This is a genomic window from Tenacibaculum sp. M341 (assembly GCF_004337695.1).
Classification (GTDB): domain Bacteria; phylum Bacteroidota; class Bacteroidia; order Flavobacteriales; family Flavobacteriaceae; genus Polaribacter.
Genome location: NZ_SJXJ01000001.1, coordinates 393598 through 410972 on the forward strand (window position 1 = coordinate 393598; position 17375 = coordinate 410972).

Below are 17375 nucleotides of genomic sequence, written 5' to 3' on the forward strand. Positions count from 1 at the left end.
ATACGAGTACAAAATACCTATTGAGTGATGTGTTTTAAAGGGAAACTTTGTAATTTTGTGTGGTCTAAACACAAAATATGCCAGCAATTCAAAATATAAAAGTAGCTGTAGATGCAGTTGTATTTGGTTACGAATCTAAAAAATTATCTGTTTTATTAATTAAAAGAGGTGTTGAACCTTTTAAAGATTCTTGGGCTTTACCAGGAGGATTAGTATTAGATGATGAATCTTTAGAGTCTGCAGTAACTAGAGAGCTTAAAGAAGAAACTGGTGTTACCATAGATTATTTAGAGCAATTATATAGTTTTGGGGCTCCTAAACGAGATCCTAGAAATAGAGTAGTGTCAGTAAGTTATTTTGGTTTGGTTAGACCTAATCATTTTACCATAAAAGCAGATACAGATGCTGATGAAGCACAATGGTTTGCTATGGATGATTTGCCTTCATTAGCTTTTGATCATAAAGTAATTTTAGAGATGGCTCAAAAACGTTTAAAAGCAAAATTGCAATATGAGCCAATAGGTTTTGACCTTTTAAATAAAGAATTTCCGTTTTCTGATCTAGAAAACTTATATACTACCATACTAGAACATCAAATTGATCGAAGAAACTTTAGAAAAAAAATATTAAGCTTCGGAATTGTAGAAGAGACAGATAAAATTCAACAGAAAGGCAGCGGTAGACCTGCGAAACTCTTCAAGTTTAACAAACAGAAATACGATCAATTAGTCGCCGAAGATTTCCACTTTGAAATTAAGATAGTGTAAATTTTACACAAAATATTTTGTTGTATTGTTTTTATGTCTTAGTTTTGCGTAAAAATAACACAATATGATTTTTAATTTAGATACATCATTTAAACCATTAGGAGAAGGACAGGTTCTTTTTGAGTCTTTTGTTTTTTCAGGAGGTGAACCACACATTAAACTAAAAAGTAATTTAGAAAATGTTATAGAGGTTACTATAACAGCAAGAGTTACTTCTTTTAATGATTTTGGAATGCTGCTTTGTGCAATTGATGCTGTAAAGCGATGTGGGGTGAAAAATGTGCACGTTTTTTTACCATATTTTCCAGGAGCAAGACAAGATCGTGTGATGGTGGCTGGCGAACCTTTAACGGTAAAGGTGTATGCTGATGTATTAAATAATCAACAATTGAGTAGTATCACGGTTTTTGATCCGCATTCAGAGGTAACTCCGGCGTTATTAAATAATTGTAAAAGTATACCGAACCATACTTTTATAGAAAAGGTATTACAAAAGATAGGAAAAGAAGTGTTATTGATTTCTCCTGACGGAGGTGCATTGAAAAAGATTTATAAAGTGTCGGAATATTTGGGGGGAATTGCTGTGATTGAATGTTCGAAAAAGAGAAATGTAAAAAATGGAAAATTAGAAGGTTTTAAAGTGTATGAAGAAGATTTAGGTGGGAAAGATTGCTTAATTGTAGATGATATTTGCGATGGCGGCGGTACATTTATGGGGTTAGCAGGAGAATTGAAAAAGAAAAATGCAGGTGACTTATACTTAGCGATTAGTCATGGTATTTTTAACAAAGGTGTAGCAGCATTAAATGAACACTTTAAAGAGATTTATACCACAGATAGTTTTAGAGATGTTGATGGTGTGACGCAAATTAAATTGGAAGAAATATGAAGTTTTATTTTACAGATATTAATTCAAAATTAACAGAAGCATGGAGTAAAGTGTTTTATAATATTGATGATGTAATTGTAAGTAACCAATCAATATTTGACCTGTCTTGCGATGCTATTGTGAGTCCAGCCAATAGTTTTGGGTTTATGAATGGAGGAATTGATTTTTCAATTTCGAAAAACTTAGGATGGCATATTGAAAAAAAGTTGCAAAAATTATTGAGAGAGAAATACTATGGTGAACTTTTAGTAGGGCAAGCGGCAATAGTATCAACAGATAAAGAACAATTTAAGTATTTGATTTCTGCGCCAACTATGCGAACACCAATGACCATATTAAGGTCTCCTAACATTTATTTAGCAACGAAAGCAATTTTCACTTTGCTAAAAGAAGGAGAGTTTGAAGATGGAACCAAAATAAAAGATAAAGTAAAAACGGTAGCGATACCAGGTTTAGGAACAGGAATAGGTGGAATGCCACCTCTTTTATGCGCAAGACAAATGAGGATAGCATGGGAAGATGTTATGAAGGAAAAATATAAAACAGAAAAAGGGTGGGATGAATTAAGGTCAAACTATGCATATTTTTTTACTCACGATGAGAAAGATCTGCATTATGATATTCCATAAATAAGGAGTTAGATCTCCTTTTAAAAAAAGAAAACATGAAAGTAAAAGTTAAAAAATATACAGAACAGTTGAACGAATGGCCAGAAAAAGGGCATCATATAATGGCACAGTACGACGATGAAAAAGTAATTGTATATCAATCATACAGACCAGCAATTGGAAATTTTGCGGTAAGAAATCAATTTTTTGGAGGTCCGTTTAAGTATACAAGAATGACTTGGATTAAGCCTAATTTCTTATGGATGATGTATCGTAATGGTTGGGGAACTAAAGAAGGACAGGAAGTTGTATTAGCAATTCATTTAAAAAGAGAAGCATTTGAACGCTATTTATCACAAGCAGTGTATTCTAGTTTTCAAGCAGATTTATATGAAAGTCATGAAGCATGGAAAGAAGCGGTAGCAAATTCATCAATTCGTTTGCAGTGGGATCCAGATCATGATCCATATGGTGCGAAATTAGAGAGAAGAGCCATTCAGCTTGGAATTAGAAATGAAGAAATCGTACAATATGCAAAAGAAGATATTTTAGAAATAGAAGATGTATCGTCATTTGTAAATGAACAACATCAGTTTGTATTACAAAATGATTTGGAGAGTTTGATGGTTCCTGAGGAAAAACCATTTATAAGTAGAGATGAAACTGTAAATAAAAGATTGAGAATAAGATGAAAAAGTCAACAAGAAAATTAAAAGCAAAAGAGACTTTAGAAATTATTCAAAATGGTTTTTATATCGTTGAGAATGGAGAAAAAGTATCTTTAAAAAGTGAAATTGATTCAGCAATAAATAGATCACGATTTTTTAAATCAGAAGAGCTAAAGACTCTAAAAGATAGTATAGAGTTAAAACAAAATAATCAGACGAGTTTTGAAGTAACTAGTGAAGATTCGATAAGTGCAATTTTAAGACTAAGTAATGAGCAACATGAAAAGTTAATGTGTTTAAATTTTGCTTCAGCAAAAAATCCTGGAGGAGGCTTTTTAAATGGAGCTTTAGCACAAGAAGAAAGTTTAGCAGTTTCATCAGCTTTGTATGGTTGTCAAATGAGTACTTATAATTTTTATGAAACTCACAGAGCTATGAAATCATGTATGTATACTGATGGAATGATTAATAGTCCTGAAGTGCCAGTTTTTAGAAATAAAAAAGGTGATTTATTAAAAGAATTTGTTTTGTGTAGTTTTATAACTTCTGCAGCAGTAAATAAAGGAGTTGTTAAATTGAAAGAGAAAGAATTATTAAAAGATGTTTCTGAAATTATGAGTGTCAGAATAGAGAAAATGTTGACATTATGTGCAGATCAAGGGTATGAAAATTTAATTTTAGGAGCGTGGGGTTGTGGCGTTTTTCAAAACGATCCTATTGAAATAGCAAATCTATTCCATAAACATTTTAATGGTAGGTTTAAAAATCAATTTAAAAAAGTAGTTTTTGCTATTTATTCTAGGAATGAGAAATTTATAGAACCGTTTAAAAGTTTGTTTAATTAGAAAGAAAATATGTTATGAAAAATAAAATAGAAGCAATGTTTTTAGGGCTGGCAATTGGAGATGCTCTTGGAGTACCTGTAGAATTTAAAAGTAGGTATTATTTAAACAATAGTCCTGTTACAGATATGCTTGAGTTTGGTTCGCATCATCAACCAAAAGGAACTTGGAGTGATGATAGTTTTTTAACTTTTTGCTTGGCAGATAGCTTATGTAATGGATACAGTTGTAGTGATATAGCCAACACATTTGCTAAATGGTATACAGATACTTTATGGACAGCACATGGAGAAGTTTTTGACATTGGTATTGCAACCAACTCGGCAATTCATGCTTTTATAAAGGGAACACCAGCTACGTTGGCAGGAGGAGACGGAGAGTTTGACAATGGTAATGGATCGTTAATGAGAATTAGCCCGATTGCTTTTTATGTAAAAGATAAGCCTATTGAAGAGCGATTTGCTATTGTTAAAGACGTATCATCTATTACACACAGGCATATCAGATCTGTAATCAGTTGTTTTATTTATGTAGAGTTTTTACTGGAGTTGTTAAAGGGAATAGATAAAATTGAAGCTTATAAAAATATGATAACTGCGGTGAATGGTTTTTTATATTCAAATGCCATTTGTTCTCAAGCAGAGATAGATAGGTTTCATAGAGTATTAGAAAATAAAGTTAATGATTATGATATTGAACCTTTAAGAACACTTGAAGAAAAACAAATCAGTGGATCAGGATATGTGTTAAATACATTAGAAGCTAGTATTTGGTGTTTTTTAACCACAAATTCATACACAGACTCAGTTTTAAAAGCTGTTAATTTAGGTGAAGATACAGATACAACCGCATGTGTTACAGGAGCTTTGTCAGGATTGTATTATGGAATAGATGAAATTCCTGAGAAATGGAAAGAAGTTTTAGTAAAAAAGGAAGAAATAATAGAATTGAGTCATCAATTTGCACAAAAAATGGAAAAATGAAAACAAGAATAGCATTGGCAAAACAATCTTTAACAGGAATTTCTATTGGAGATGCTTTTGGAGATAGTTTTTTTAGAAATAGAGATGAAGTAGAAATAGCGCTAAGTAACAAAACAATTCCAGAAACACAATGGAGATTTACAGATGATACTATTATGGCGATTCCTATTTTACAATCGTTAGAAGAGTTTGGAGAAGTAAATCAGGATTTTATAGCGGTTAAATTTGCTGAAAACTATGAGAAAGATAGGCATAGAGGTTACGGTCCTTCAATGCACAGAAAATTGATGGATATGAAAGGGAATACAGATTGGTTGTCTATTTCTAAATCTAGTTTTAACGGATCAGGATCTATGGGGAATGGCGGAGCAATGCGAGTAGCATTAATTGGAGCTTATTTTTATGATAATTTAGATAAGGTCTCAGAGCAAGCTAAGCTGTCGTCAGAAATAACACATTATAACAATGAAGCCATAGCAGGAGCTATTAGTGTAGCTATTGCAACAGCTTTGTGTACGGAAACAAAGAATATAGATAAAGATGTTTGGTTAGATACAATAATTGAATATACACCAGAGAGTGATTTAAAATATAAAATTAAAAAGATAAAAACATTACCTAAATCGTATACAATTAATACAATAGTAACTGCACTAGGTAACGGAACTAAAATGCTAGCTCAAGATACAGTACCTATTGCTTTATGGAGTATTTATCATCATATGAATAATTTTGAAACATCTCTTTGGAAAACAGTTTCGGCATTAGGAGATAGAGATACTACATGTGCAATTGTAGGAGGTATTTCTATAATGAATTCAAAAGATGAGTGTATTCCTAAAAACTGGATGGATGAAGTAGAGCAATGGAATGATAGCATTTTTTATAAAGATTAAGAATGGAAACGATCAAGTTTTATAGCGAACATCAAAAATGGGGAGAATTTTCAAACTTCGCCTTATATCCAGTAAAAATGAACGGTAAAACTTGGCCAACTTCAGAGCATTATTTTCAAGCACAAAAGTTTGATAATAAATCTTATCAAGAAAAAATAAGAAAAAGTGCTTCGCCAATGAAAGCTGCTGAGTTAGGTAGATCGAGAAAAGTAAAGTTAAAACGTAATTGGGATAAAATTAAAGATAATGTGATGTACAATGTTGTATATGCTAAATTTCATCAACATAATGAGTTAAAAGAAATTTTATTCCAAACGTTTGACTTAAAAATTATAGAGCATACAGAAAATGATTCGTATTGGGGTGACGGAAAAGATGGAACTGGTTTAAATAAGCTAGGTAAAATTTTAATGAAGGTAAGAGAAAAATTAAAAGAAAATGAAAACAATAACACTATTTAGACCTGTAGGAGAAAAAGAGTTGCAATTAATAGCTGAAAGTGGATTCAAAGAATTTCCGCCTAGACTAAAATGGCAGCCAATTTTTTATCCAGTTTTAAATGAAGTATATGCTTCTGAAATAGCATCTAAATGGAATACCAAAGATGAGTTTGGAAATTATCTAGGTTTTGTTACTCAATTTGATATTACAGAAGAAGAGTTTGAAAAATATGAGATAGAAAATGTGGGTGGAAAAATTCATGATGAGTTGTGGGTACCATCAGATAGATTATCTGAATTTAATAAGGCTATTCAAGGAGAAATAAGCGTATTGAAAGTGTACATAGGAAGTAAATATATCAAAAGTGAGGCTATTGAAGTGACAGAGTTAATAGCTACCATAGAAAAGATATATGAAAATTGAAGTGATACAAACCGATATTACTACTGTTAATGTAGATGTTATAGTAAATGCTGCTAATTCTAGTTTGTTAGGAGGTAGTGGAGTTGATGGTGCAATTCATAAAGCTGGAGGAAAAGTGATCTTAGAAGCATGTCAACAAATAAGAAATAGGCAAGGAAAATGTAAAACAGGAGAAGTTGTTATTACTACTGCTGGAAATTTACCATCAAAAAAGGTAATTCATACAGTAGGACCAGTATATAATAAAGGAAATGATATTGAAAAGCAGTTATTAGCAAATTGTTATAAAAATAGTTTGCTATTAGCCAAAGAGCATGGTTTAAAAACAATTGCTTTTCCGAATATAAGTACAGGAATTTATCGTTTTCCGAAGGAAATAGCTGCAGAAATAGCTATTCAAACAGTAAAAGAATATCCTGTTTTAGACAAAGTATTATTTGTATGCTTTGATGAAGAGAATTATAAGATGTATGTAAATAATGTTTAAAAAATAAAAATGAAAGAGATAAAATATATAAAAGGAGATGCTACTTCTCCTCAAGCAAAAGGAGTTAAAATTATAGCTCACATTTGTAATGATTTAGGAGGATGGGGAAAAGGATTTGTTTTAGCAGTTTCAAAAAGATGGAAAGAGCCAGAAATCAGTTACAGAAAATGGCATAGAGAAAGATCTAAAAATGATTTTGAGTTGTGAAATATTCAAATTATTCAGGTTGATAAGTTCACATATGTGTGTAATATGATTGGGCAAAGAGGCATGAAAACAGGAAGTAATGGTGTTCCAATAAGATATGAAGCAGTTGACGAGTGCCTTGAAAAATTAACTGAAGTAGCAACAGAATTGAACGCCTCTGTTCATATGCCTAGAATTGGTTGTGGTTTGGCAGGAGGTAAATGGGAAAAAATAGAACCAATTATTAAAGAGAATTTAATAAAAAATGATATTGATACGATAGTATATGATTTCTAATAAATCGACTAGCAGATTGTTTCGTGCCTCGCAATGAAGATTATCATAATTACTATTTATTTAAAAAAGAAATAAAAAATGAAACTAACAATACATGGATATTCAACGGCATTATTTGCAACCTGGTACTTTATAGAAGAATTAGGATTGTTATTTGATGCTGGCGATGGAGTAACATCAAATCTTTTGGGTAAGAGTGGTAAAATTAAACATGTGTTCGTTTCACATGCAGATCGAGATCATTTAGGAGGCCTTTTTCAATACAATCAATTGTTTGCAAACAGAAAACCTAAAATATTTTATCCGAAAGATTCAGGATCATTTCCGTTTATAGAAACATTTACATCAAAATTTGATCCACACACAACAGGAACAGAATGGATTCCATTAGAGAATGAGCAAGTGGTTCAAATAAAGAATAATTACGAAGTGTTTTGTTTTGAAAATAAGCATATAAATGTATCGAATCAATTAAAAAGTTTATCGTTTCGAGTAGCAGAAACTAAAAAGAAGTTAAAACCTGAATTTAGAAGTTTAGTACAGCAAGATTTGATTAACTTAAAGAAAGAGAAAGGAGATGATTTTATTAATGAACAAGTTAAAAGAACAATTCTAACTTATTCTGGTGATACCCCAGTTTTTGATTATTCGAAATATGATAATTCAGAAATATTAATTCATGAAGCTACTTTCTTAACAAAAGAAGAGTTAGCATCAGGAAATGATAAAAACAAACACAGTTCTTTAGAAGAAGTGATGGAAATGGTAGCCAATATTAACATAGATAAATTAATCTTAGGACATTTCTCATCTCGTTATTATATGAACGATATAGATAACGCTATAAAAAAGTATATAAAACATTATAACATTAAAATTCCAGTATATAGAATTCCTATTGGTATTACAGAGAAGGATATTCTAAATGGAAAAACAATTAATTAAACGAGGAAATTGATTTCCTTGTAAAACAAAAAGAAAATGAACGAAAAAAATATAAAAAGAATAAGTAAATTTTTAAGTCTATTGCTAAGACATCAACCAGAAACAATTGGATTAAAATTAGATAAAAATGGTTGGGCAATGATAGATGAATTAATAGCAAAATCGAAAAGAAGAAACATGAATCTTTCAATTGATGTTTTGAGAGAAGTTGTTGCTAATAACGATAAAAAAAGATTCAGTTTTAATGAAGATGAAACCATGATTAGAGCTAATCAAGGGCATTCATTAAAAACAATAGATTTAGAGTTTAAAGCTATTCAGCCTCCTGAGTTTTTATACCATGGAACGGTTTCTAAGTTTATGAGCTTAATTAAATCAGGCGGATTGAAAAAAATGAACAGACAGCATGTACATTTAAGTCAAGATTTACAAACGGCAACCAAAGTAGGAAGTAGAAGAGGAGTGCCTATTATTTTAACCGTACGATCTGGAGATATGCAAGCAAAAGGATTTGAGTTTTATCAATCTAAAAATGGAGTTTGGTTAACAGATCATGTACCGGCTGAGTTTATAGAGTTTAAGTAAATAATTTCATAAATATTAGAAAGGCAGTGTATGAATTTAGAAAATAAAATAAAAGAAGCATTTTTTGGACAAGCTATTGGAGATGCATTAGGCGTACCTGTAGAATTTAAGTCTAGAGAGTATCTTAAAGAAAATCCTGTGGATGATTATCTAGCGTTTATGTGTTGGAATCAGCCAGCAGGAACTTTTTCAGATGATAGTTCCATGATGTTTTGTACAGCAGAAAGCCTTTCAAAGAAATATGATATTGAAGATATTGGAAAAACTTTTGTAAAATGGTATACAGAAGGATATTGGGGTGCTCATGATGAAGTTTTTGATATTGGAGGAACTACCAGAAGGAGCTTACGAAGAATTATAGAAGGAGAAAAAGCTAAGTTTAGCGGTGAGTTTTTTCCAGAAAATAATGGTAATGGTTCTTTAATGAGAATTTTACCCTTGGTCTTTTTTCTGTATAAAGAGAAAGATATTAATATCAGATTTCAAACAATAAAGGAAGTTTCTAGTATTACGCATGCCCATTTAAGGTCTGTAGTATCGTGCTTTATTTTTGTTGAGTTTGGAATTTTATTACTGTCAGGAGAAAATAAAATAACAGCATATGCTAAAATGCAAAACGTTGTAAATGATTTTATAGTACTGAATGGTTTTAATGCAGAAGAGGTAAGTTTATTTGATAGAATTTTAAAGTATAAAGTATATGAACTATCAGAAAATCAAATTAATTCTGGTGGATATGTATTAGAATCTATTGAAAGTGCACTCTGGTGTTTTATGAATTCAAACAACTATACGGAATCTGTTTTAAGTGCAGTAAATTTAGGAGGTGATACTGATACAACAGCAGCTATTAATGGTGGTTTAGCAGGAATGTATTATGGTTGGGAGTCTATACGTTTAGAATGGATTAATGGGATAGCAAAACAAAAAGAAATTACAGAGTTAGCATTACAATTTTATCAGTCTGTTAAATAATTAAAAACAAATATAAAAATGGCAAAACACAACAAATATCTAGAGCAATATAGTAATGGTTTTGAAAACATTGCCATAGAGTTAGGAGATTTAAGATATGATTCACTAGCGGAATTTCTAGAATTACTTTCTCTAAAATTACATAAAGATTCGTTAGCAGATAAAGAAAGAAACAGAATAAAACTTTCAACCGAACTGTTAGAGGCATCAAAAAGATTAAAAGAAGCTTCAGAAAATATAGATAGCGCATGGACTATTTGCAAACCCTATATGGATGTTTAAAACAATAAATTGAAAAGTTATGAAAAAAGTAAAATTACATGACGAGGTTTTTTTAGTAGAAAGTTTCCTTTCAGAAGAAGAGTGTGAGCAATATTTAGCAACATACAAAGCAAAAGAGTTTGAAGAAGCTAAAGTAAATATTGACGGAGAACAAGTGATGTTTAAAGGCATTAGAAACAATGATCGACTCATGTTTTTTAATCAAGATTTAGCAAATGAGTTCTGGAGTAAAATGGAACAGTTTGTACCTGAAAAAGTTGGTTTTTACAAAAGCATTGGATTAAATGAAATGTTTAGAGTGTATAAATATTCAAAGGGACAACGTTTTAAAATGCATATAGATGGAAGTTTTAAAAGAAACTTGATAGAAGAAAGTAAGTTTTCTTTTTTAATTTATTTGAATGATGATTTTGAAGGAGGAGAAACTGAATTTAGAAAATTATTTACCGTAACACCTAAAAAGGGAATGGCATTGGTTTTTAGACATCGATTACGCCATGAAGGTAAAGAAATTGTTTCAGGAGAAAAATATGTATTACGAACAGATATAATGTACAAAAGAGAATAGTGCTAGATTAAAAGTTGGTTATGAAGTATGAAATAGTAAGGTATGGTGTTGTTGGTTTTAGTAAAAATAAGTTTGATAAAAAAACAGCATACAAGTTATTAGATAATTTATTTAAAGAGCTAAAGGAAAAACATACAGATGCTATTATTGAGGTTGTAAGTGGTTATACCAATTCAGGTATTCCTAAAATAGCATATGAGTTAGCAGATAAATATGGGTTTATTACTGTAGGTTTTTCAGCTAAACAAGCTTTGAAAGTTGTTAGTGGTACATATCCAGTATCAAAAGTAATTTTAAAAGGAGAAAAATTTGGAGAAGAATCAGCTGAGTTCATAAGTTATATAGATCATTTGATTCGTATAGGTGGAGGTCCGCAGAGTAGAAAAGAAACCAAGTTATTTACAGATAAAATTTTAATTAAAAAGAATGATTCAATACTAATAGAACATGAAGTCGATTGGTATGGAGAATAAAAGAAAGTAAAATGAAGACATTGAAAATAAAACTAGTGTATCAAGATTTAGGATTAGAAGAAGCATGGAAGAAAGATTTTGATCAATATGAAAATGTTGAAATTATTCAAGAAGATATTGTAAAAGTATCTTGCGATGCAATTGTAAGTCCTGCTAATTCATTTGGTTTTATGGATGGAGGTTTAGATATACATTTATCAGAAACTTTTGGATGGCATATGCAAGATGAATTGCAAAACAGGATATCTAAACTAGAAGAGCGAGAGTTATTAGTAGGAAAATCAATGATAATTTCAACAAGAAATAAAGAAATACCGTATTTAATTTCTGCACCTACAATGAGAGTACCTATGAGTTTTAATATCGCAACTTCTGTGAATGCTTATTTAGCTATGAAAGCTATTTTAATAGCTGCTAAAAATCATGAAAATATTCATACAGTTGCCATACCTGGACTTTGTACTGGTTGCGGACGTATGCCTTTTGATATAGCATCAAACCAAATTTTTTTAGCATACAATGAAGTTATTTTAGGAAATTATAAGAAGTATGAAACCTTTGGTGAAACTCAAAAGTTTCAATATAAATTAAATGAAAAAGGATTAATTTGGGATTATTAATATCATGGAAGCATTAAAAGATGTTATACAAGAAGCTTTAAATATAAAAAAGAGAAATAAAGTTACTTTTTTAACCGGAGCAGGTATCTCTTCTGCTAGTGGAATTCCTACTTACAGGGGGACTGACGGTATATGGATAAAAGGATCTAAACATTATAAACCAGAATCTTTTGGTACGTTTGAACATTTTTCTAAAAATGCAGATGAAGTTTGGCAATACACTTTTTTTAGAAAGAAAATGTTCGCTGAAGCAAATCCGAATGAAGCACATTATAAATTAGTAAGATTAGAAGAGCTTTTAAAAGATCGTTTTAATGTAATAACTCAGAATATTGATAATTTACATCAAAGATCAGGGTTACAAAATGTGTATGAAATTCATGGGAATTTAAGAGAGATGAGATGTGCTTCAGAGTGTACTAAAGATATTTATGAAATACCTAAAAGTATACCGTTAAAAGAGATAGATGAAGATTTAACTTATGAGGAGAGTAAACTATTAGTTTGTCCAGAATGTGGAGACCATACCAGACCTAATATTTTATGGTTTGATGAGTTTTATAACGAGCGTATTTTTAAGCTACATACTACTTTAAAAATAGCAAAAAACTCAGGTTTATTAATCATTTTAGGAAGTTCGGGAGCAACAAATTTACCTAACAGGTTAGTTCAACAAACATTACAATATGGCGGACATGTAATTGATGTAAATTTAGAAGACAATGGTTTTACCAATAATTTCTCAGATAAAAAACGATTTCATTCTTACAGAGGTACAGCATTAGATTTTTTGAATTTGTTTGAAAGTATTCTTACATAACAAAGAAGAAAAAGAAAAGGAAGAAATGTTAAAACAACAAGAAATAAGAGCCGATTTTGATAGCAAAACAATTACTGTTTACCAAGCATATAATAAGAAAATAGCATTGCCTGCAATCAAAAATAACCGATTTGAAGCTCCATTTTCATTTACAAGAATGACATGGATAAAACCGTCATATTTATGGTTAATGGAGCGAAGTAATTGGGGAACAAAATCGAATCAAGAATATATTTTAGGTATTAAAATAAAACGAGATTGTTGGGAGAAAGCACTTGCTATGGGCGTATTAACAGATCCTGATAAAACAGTTTATAAAAGTGGTTTAGAATGGGAAGAGAAATTTAAACAAGCCAAAGTTCATATTCAGTGGGATCCGGAGCGTTCTTTAAAAGGAGGAAAATTACAAAACAGAACTATCCAAGTAGGTATTAGTCGCTTTTTAATAGAAGAGTACAATAATGATTGGATAGAAGAGATCGTAGATGTAACACCTTTAACCAAAAAAATTAACCAATTACTCAAAGAAGGAAAATATAAAGAAGCAAAAAGGTTGATTCCTAAAGAACGAGTTTATAACTTACCAGCATTAATAGCAAAAAATATAGCAATAAGATAAAGAAGACAATGAGAACATTTACGATAGGAGATATACATGGAGGATTAAAAGCTTTAAAGCAGCTGATAGAAAAGTTAGCTTTACAACCCGATGATAATCTTATTTTTTTAGGGGATTATGTAGATGGTTGGGGAGAATCTGCTCAAGTATTAGATTATTTAATGGAGTTAGAAAAAGAGCACCATTGCGTTTTTATAAAAGGAAATCATGATGTGTATCTAGAAAAATGGTTAAAATCATTAGATATAAATGATATATGGCTGTTTCATGGAGGGTTGATGACTATAAAAAGTTATGAAGGATATTCAGAAACTCAGAAAAAAGAGCATTTACAGTTTTTAGAACGCATGAAGTTATTTCATGTAGATACAGAAAATAGATTGTTTATTCATGCAGGATTTACCTCTATGCATGGACCCGCCAAAGAAGTATATGAATCCAATTACAATTGGGATAGAACACTTTGGGAAATGGCATTAATCATGGATAAGCGTATCAAAAAAGATTCGCTGTTATATCCTAAACGATTGTTACTATTTAAAGAAATTTATATTGGGCATACCCCTACAACTCGTTATAATATTAATGAACCAATGCAAGGTTGTAATGTATGGAATGTAGATACTGGTGCTGCTTTTAAAGGAAAACTATCAGCATTAAATATAGAAACAAAAGAGTTTGTTCAAACTGAACCTGTGTATTTATTATATCCAGAAGAAAAGGGAAGAAACGAAAGTCCGTATAAAGTAATTAAAAAGAAATATTCATAAGTTTTTGGTTTTTAGGTTAGTGATGTGATAGTTTTTTAAGAAAAAATTAATAGTAAATCGTAATGAATTAACTATTATTACTCATTAATAAAATCTTAAACTAACTAAAAATGAAATTCAAGAATCTTTTTGTGCTTTTATTGTTACTAACAGTAAGTGTACAAGCCCAAGAAAGTGTTACTTATCAAAAGCCTTCGAAAGAAATTTTAGATTTGGTTGATGTACCACTTGCTCCATCTGTAAGAATGGATGAAAAAGGTGAGCAAATGGTATTTTTATATAGAGATTATTATAAGTCAATCGTTGAGTTATCTGAAAAAGAAATGAGATTAGGAGGACTTAGAATTAATCCTAAGACAAATATTTCAAGTAGAGCAAATTACTTTAACAATATCAAGCTAAGAAAAACTAGTGGTAAAACATTAGTACAAGTAAAAGGATTGCCAACTAATCCTAGAATTAGCAATGTACAGTGGTCACCAGATCAAAAAATGATGGCTTTTACCAATACAGTAACTACAGGTGTTGAGTTATGGGTTGTAAATATTGCAGAAGCAAAGGCAATAAAAATTACAGAGCCTATTATTAATGCTAACATGAGAAGACCTTTTGTGTGGTTTAATAATAATAACGAATTACTTGTTAAAACATTACCAAGCGATAGAAAACCTCTAATTGATAAAGCTACAGCAGTACCTCAAGGACCTACAGTATCTGTAAGTGAAGGAGTAAAGGCTCAAAACAGAACGTATCAAGATTTATTAAAAACTAAAGATGATGAGTATAATTTTGAGCAATTAGCTACTTCTGAAATTTACAAAATAAGCATTAGTGGAGCAAAGTCATTGTGGTTAAACAAAGGAATGTATACAGGGATGTCTTTTTCACCTGATGGAAAATATGTTATGGTTTCTACCATTTTAAGACCATTTTCATATTTAGTTCCTTACAGAAGATTCCCAAGTGAAACAAAAATTTACAAAGACGATGCTACTTTTGTAAAAACAGTAAATTCAGTTCCTTTAGATGAGGTAAGACCAAAAGGTTTTATGGCTACAAGAAAAGGAAAACGTTCTATGGGATGGAGAGGAGACCAGCCAGCAACAATTTATTGGGCAGAAGCCTTAGATGGAGGAGATCCTAAAAAAGAGGTTTCTCACAGAGATGAGGTGTTTCAATTAGCAGCACCTTTTAATGGACAACCAACATCTATTTTTAAGTCTGTAAACAGATTCTCTGGAATTCAATGGACAGATGATAAAAACGTAGCGATTGCTTACGACTACTGGTGGAATACTAGAAACATGAAAACCTATGTATTCAATCCTGAAAATAATAAAGAACAGCCAACAATTTTATACGATAGAAACTATCAAGACAGGTATAGTGATCCTGGTAGTTTTGTTTCTTCAAAAAATGAATTAGGTAGATATGTAGTAAGTATAGACAAAGGAGAAGCTTATCTTATTGGTGATGGATACACTAAAGATGGTCAGTTTCCTTTTATAGATAAGATTAAGTTAAAAAATAAAAAGACAACCAGAGTTTATCAGTCAGCTTATAAAGATAAAGTTGAGAATATTTATTATGCTTTAGATTTAAAGAAAGGTACTTTTTTAGTTAGAGTAGAATCTTCAAACGAATATCCTAATTATTATGTAAGAAAAATAAAAGGAAAAAAAGATTTAAAACAAATCACAGATTTTGAAAATCCTTTTAAGAGCTTACAAAACGTACATAAAGAAGTAATTAAATATAAGAGAGATGATGGTTTAGAGTTATCAGGTACATTATATTTACCAGTAGGATATGATAAGGCTAAAAAAGAAAAAATGCCAATGATTTTATGGGCATATCCTAGAGAATTTAAAGATAAGAAGAGTGCTTCTCAATCTACTTCTAACTCAAACGAATTCACATACCCATTCTGGGGATCTATGATTTATTGGGTGACGAAAGGATATGTTGTATTAGACGATGCTTCGTTTCCAATTGTTGGTGAAGGAAAAGAAGAACCAAATGATAGTTTTAGAAAGCAATTGGTAGGAAACGCAAAAGCTGCAATTGATGCTGTAGACAATCTTGGATATATCGATAGGGAAAGAGTAGCAGTTGGAGGACATTCATATGGTGCTTTTATGACAGCTAATTTATTATCTCATTCAAATTTATTTGCAGCGGGTATTGCAAGAAGTGGAGCTTATAATAGAACGCTAACTCCTTTTGGTTTCCAAAGTGAAGAAAGAAGTTACTGGGATGCACCAGAAATCTACAATGGTATGTCTCCTTTTATGCATGCGGATAAAATGAAGGGGAATTTATTATTAATTCATGGTGAGGCTGATAACAATTCAGGAACATATCCTTTACAAAGTAAACGTTATTTTAATGCATTGAAAGGATTAGGTGCTACTGCAAGATTAGTAATGTTACCAAAAGAAAGCCATGGTTATAGAGCAAAAGAGTCTATTTTACATTTATTGTGGGAGCAAGAGCAATGGTTAGATAAATACGTGAAAAATAAGCCTAAAAGTAAAAAAGTTAGCGCTAAATAATCACTAAAAAATAATAGTTAAAAGACATTCTTATACAGGATGTCTTTTTTTTTGTGTAAAAAAAACACAAAATAGTTTTGTTTCTTCTTTTTCTTGATTTATATTTGCGTCATTATAACACAAAGTGGTTTTGAAAATGAAATATACGATACAAAGTATTCAAGATACAGGTAAAAGATTGAAGTTTTTGTTTTTCTGGGGACATCAACCTAATAAAGACGAAAGTATAGGTAAAAGCTGTTTTAGTCAATGGTGGGAGTCTGATTTTAAAGTGAATGGAGTTTTGTATAAGACAGCAGAACATTATATGATGGCTGAAAAAGCCAGATTGTTTAATGATGATATCCATTTAAAGAAGATTTTAGAATGTAAATCGCCAGCAGCTGCAAAAAAGCTAGGAAGAAAAGTAGAGAATTTCGATCCAGCTATTTGGGATGAACAAAAGTTTCAAATAGTGGTTCAAGGTAATTTAGCTAAGTTTTCTCAAAATGAATCTTTAAAGGCTTTTTTATTGACTACAAAAAATAGAATAATTGTTGAAGCCAGTCCAAGAGATCGAATTTGGGGAATAGGAATGGGAGCATCTAATGAAAAAGCAGAGAATCCTAATGCATGGAGAGGAAAAAATTTGCTAGGTTTTGCATTAATGGAAGTGAGGGATCAGTTAAATAAATAG

General features: G+C 30.8%; 24 protein-coding genes. All 24 read left to right on the top strand.

The window, feature by feature from the left end; all coding sequences use genetic code 11:
• The first annotated feature begins 77 nt into the window (after positions 1-77).
• The 24 genes from EYW44_RS01640 to EYW44_RS01750 all read left to right on the top strand — a co-directional run bounded on the left by EYW44_RS01640 (position 78) and on the right by EYW44_RS01750 (position 17375).
• Entirely contained in the window at positions 78-767 is a 690-nt protein-coding gene (locus EYW44_RS01640; protein ID WP_132721739.1) for an NUDIX hydrolase, read from the top strand.
• A gap of 64 nt (positions 768-831) precedes the next feature.
• The gene (gene prs / locus EYW44_RS01645; RefSeq protein WP_132721741.1) at positions 832-1656 is read left to right on the top strand and encodes a ribose-phosphate diphosphokinase; all 825 of its coding nucleotides are present in this window, start codon (positions 832-834) and stop codon (positions 1654-1656) included.
• Positions 1653-2285: a macro domain-containing protein gene (locus EYW44_RS01650; protein ID WP_132721743.1), complete on the top strand. Its 633-nt coding sequence runs from the start codon at positions 1653-1655 to the stop codon at positions 2283-2285. Before prs ends, EYW44_RS01650 begins: the two co-directional genes overlap by 4 nt.
• Positions 2286-2320: 35 nt before the next feature.
• A complete protein-coding gene (locus EYW44_RS01655; protein WP_132721745.1) occupies positions 2321-2956 on the top strand; it encodes a DUF4291 domain-containing protein in 636 nt (211 codons plus the stop codon).
• On the top strand, positions 2953-3777 hold the full coding sequence (locus EYW44_RS01660) for a TIGR02452 family protein (RefSeq protein WP_132721747.1): 825 nt from the start codon (positions 2953-2955) through the stop codon (positions 3775-3777). The genes EYW44_RS01655 and EYW44_RS01660 overlap by 4 nt, the downstream gene beginning before the upstream one ends.
• A 14-nt stretch (positions 3778-3791) precedes the next feature.
• Positions 3792-4757, top strand: a complete 966-nt coding sequence (locus tag EYW44_RS01665; RefSeq protein ID WP_132721749.1) for an ADP-ribosylglycohydrolase family protein — start codon at positions 3792-3794, stop codon at positions 4755-4757.
• On the top strand, positions 4754-5653 hold the full coding sequence (locus tag EYW44_RS01670) for an ADP-ribosylglycohydrolase family protein (RefSeq protein ID WP_165872134.1): 900 nt from the start codon (positions 4754-4756) through the stop codon (positions 5651-5653). The genes EYW44_RS01665 and EYW44_RS01670 overlap by 4 nt, the downstream gene beginning before the upstream one ends.
• A gap of 2 nt (positions 5654-5655) precedes the next feature.
• Complete coding sequence (locus EYW44_RS01675; protein ID WP_132721753.1) at positions 5656-6114, top strand: NADAR family protein; 459 nt, start codon at positions 5656-5658, stop codon at positions 6112-6114.
• Positions 6092-6517: an ADP-ribosylation/crystallin J1 gene (locus EYW44_RS01680; RefSeq protein ID WP_132721755.1), complete on the top strand. Its 426-nt coding sequence runs from the start codon at positions 6092-6094 to the stop codon at positions 6515-6517. The genes EYW44_RS01675 and EYW44_RS01680 overlap by 23 nt, the downstream gene beginning before the upstream one ends.
• Complete coding sequence (locus tag EYW44_RS01685) at positions 6507-7004, top strand: O-acetyl-ADP-ribose deacetylase (RefSeq protein ID WP_132721757.1); 498 nt, start codon at positions 6507-6509, stop codon at positions 7002-7004. The genes EYW44_RS01680 and EYW44_RS01685 overlap by 11 nt, the downstream gene beginning before the upstream one ends.
• Before the next feature lie 9 nt (positions 7005-7013).
• On the top strand, positions 7014-7211 hold the full coding sequence (locus tag EYW44_RS22750; RefSeq protein WP_306766628.1) for a hypothetical protein: 198 nt from the start codon (positions 7014-7016) through the stop codon (positions 7209-7211).
• Positions 7212-7247: 36 nt separating this feature from the next.
• Entirely contained in the window at positions 7248-7487 is a 240-nt protein-coding gene (locus EYW44_RS22755; RefSeq protein ID WP_367180336.1) for a hypothetical protein, read from the top strand.
• A gap of 78 nt (positions 7488-7565) precedes the next feature.
• Positions 7566-8432: an MBL fold metallo-hydrolase gene (locus EYW44_RS01695; protein ID WP_132721759.1), complete on the top strand. Its 867-nt coding sequence runs from the start codon at positions 7566-7568 to the stop codon at positions 8430-8432.
• Positions 8433-8468: 36 nt separating this feature from the next.
• Positions 8469-9017 carry an RNA 2'-phosphotransferase gene (locus EYW44_RS01700; RefSeq protein WP_132721761.1) on the top strand — a complete coding sequence of 183 codons (549 nt, stop codon included), beginning with the start codon at positions 8469-8471 and terminating at the stop codon, positions 9015-9017.
• A gap of 30 nt (positions 9018-9047) precedes the next feature.
• Positions 9048-9992, top strand: a complete 945-nt coding sequence (locus EYW44_RS01705; protein ID WP_132721763.1) for an ADP-ribosylglycohydrolase family protein — start codon at positions 9048-9050, stop codon at positions 9990-9992.
• Between the two features lie 18 nt (positions 9993-10010).
• Positions 10011-10274: a hypothetical protein gene (locus EYW44_RS01710; RefSeq protein ID WP_132721765.1), complete on the top strand. Its 264-nt coding sequence runs from the start codon at positions 10011-10013 to the stop codon at positions 10272-10274.
• A gap of 19 nt (positions 10275-10293) precedes the next feature.
• Positions 10294-10842 (top strand): prolyl hydroxylase family protein, encoded by a 549-nt coding sequence (locus tag EYW44_RS01715; protein WP_132721767.1) that lies wholly within the window; start codon positions 10294-10296, stop codon positions 10840-10842.
• A gap of 20 nt (positions 10843-10862) precedes the next feature.
• Positions 10863-11315 (top strand): hypothetical protein, encoded by a 453-nt coding sequence (locus tag EYW44_RS01720; protein ID WP_132721769.1) that lies wholly within the window; start codon positions 10863-10865, stop codon positions 11313-11315.
• Between the two features lie 11 nt (positions 11316-11326).
• Positions 11327-11935, top strand: coding sequence for a macro domain-containing protein (locus tag EYW44_RS01725; protein ID WP_132721771.1), 609 nt, complete (start codon positions 11327-11329; stop codon positions 11933-11935).
• A 4-nt stretch (positions 11936-11939) separates the two neighbouring features.
• Positions 11940-12755, top strand: coding sequence for an SIR2 family NAD-dependent protein deacylase (locus EYW44_RS01730; protein WP_132721773.1), 816 nt, complete (start codon positions 11940-11942; stop codon positions 12753-12755).
• Complete coding sequence (locus EYW44_RS01735; protein WP_207893730.1) at positions 12736-13374, top strand: DUF4291 domain-containing protein; 639 nt, start codon at positions 12736-12738, stop codon at positions 13372-13374. Before EYW44_RS01730 ends, EYW44_RS01735 begins: the two co-directional genes overlap by 20 nt.
• Positions 13375-13382: 8 nt before the next feature.
• Positions 13383-14144: a metallophosphoesterase family protein gene (locus tag EYW44_RS01740; protein WP_132721775.1), complete on the top strand. Its 762-nt coding sequence runs from the start codon at positions 13383-13385 to the stop codon at positions 14142-14144.
• Between the two features lie 110 nt (positions 14145-14254).
• Positions 14255-16699 (top strand): alpha/beta hydrolase family protein, encoded by a 2445-nt coding sequence (locus EYW44_RS01745; protein WP_132721777.1) that lies wholly within the window; start codon positions 14255-14257, stop codon positions 16697-16699.
• A gap of 136 nt (positions 16700-16835) precedes the next feature.
• A complete protein-coding gene (locus EYW44_RS01750) occupies positions 16836-17375 on the top strand; it encodes an NADAR family protein (protein WP_132721779.1) in 540 nt (179 codons plus the stop codon).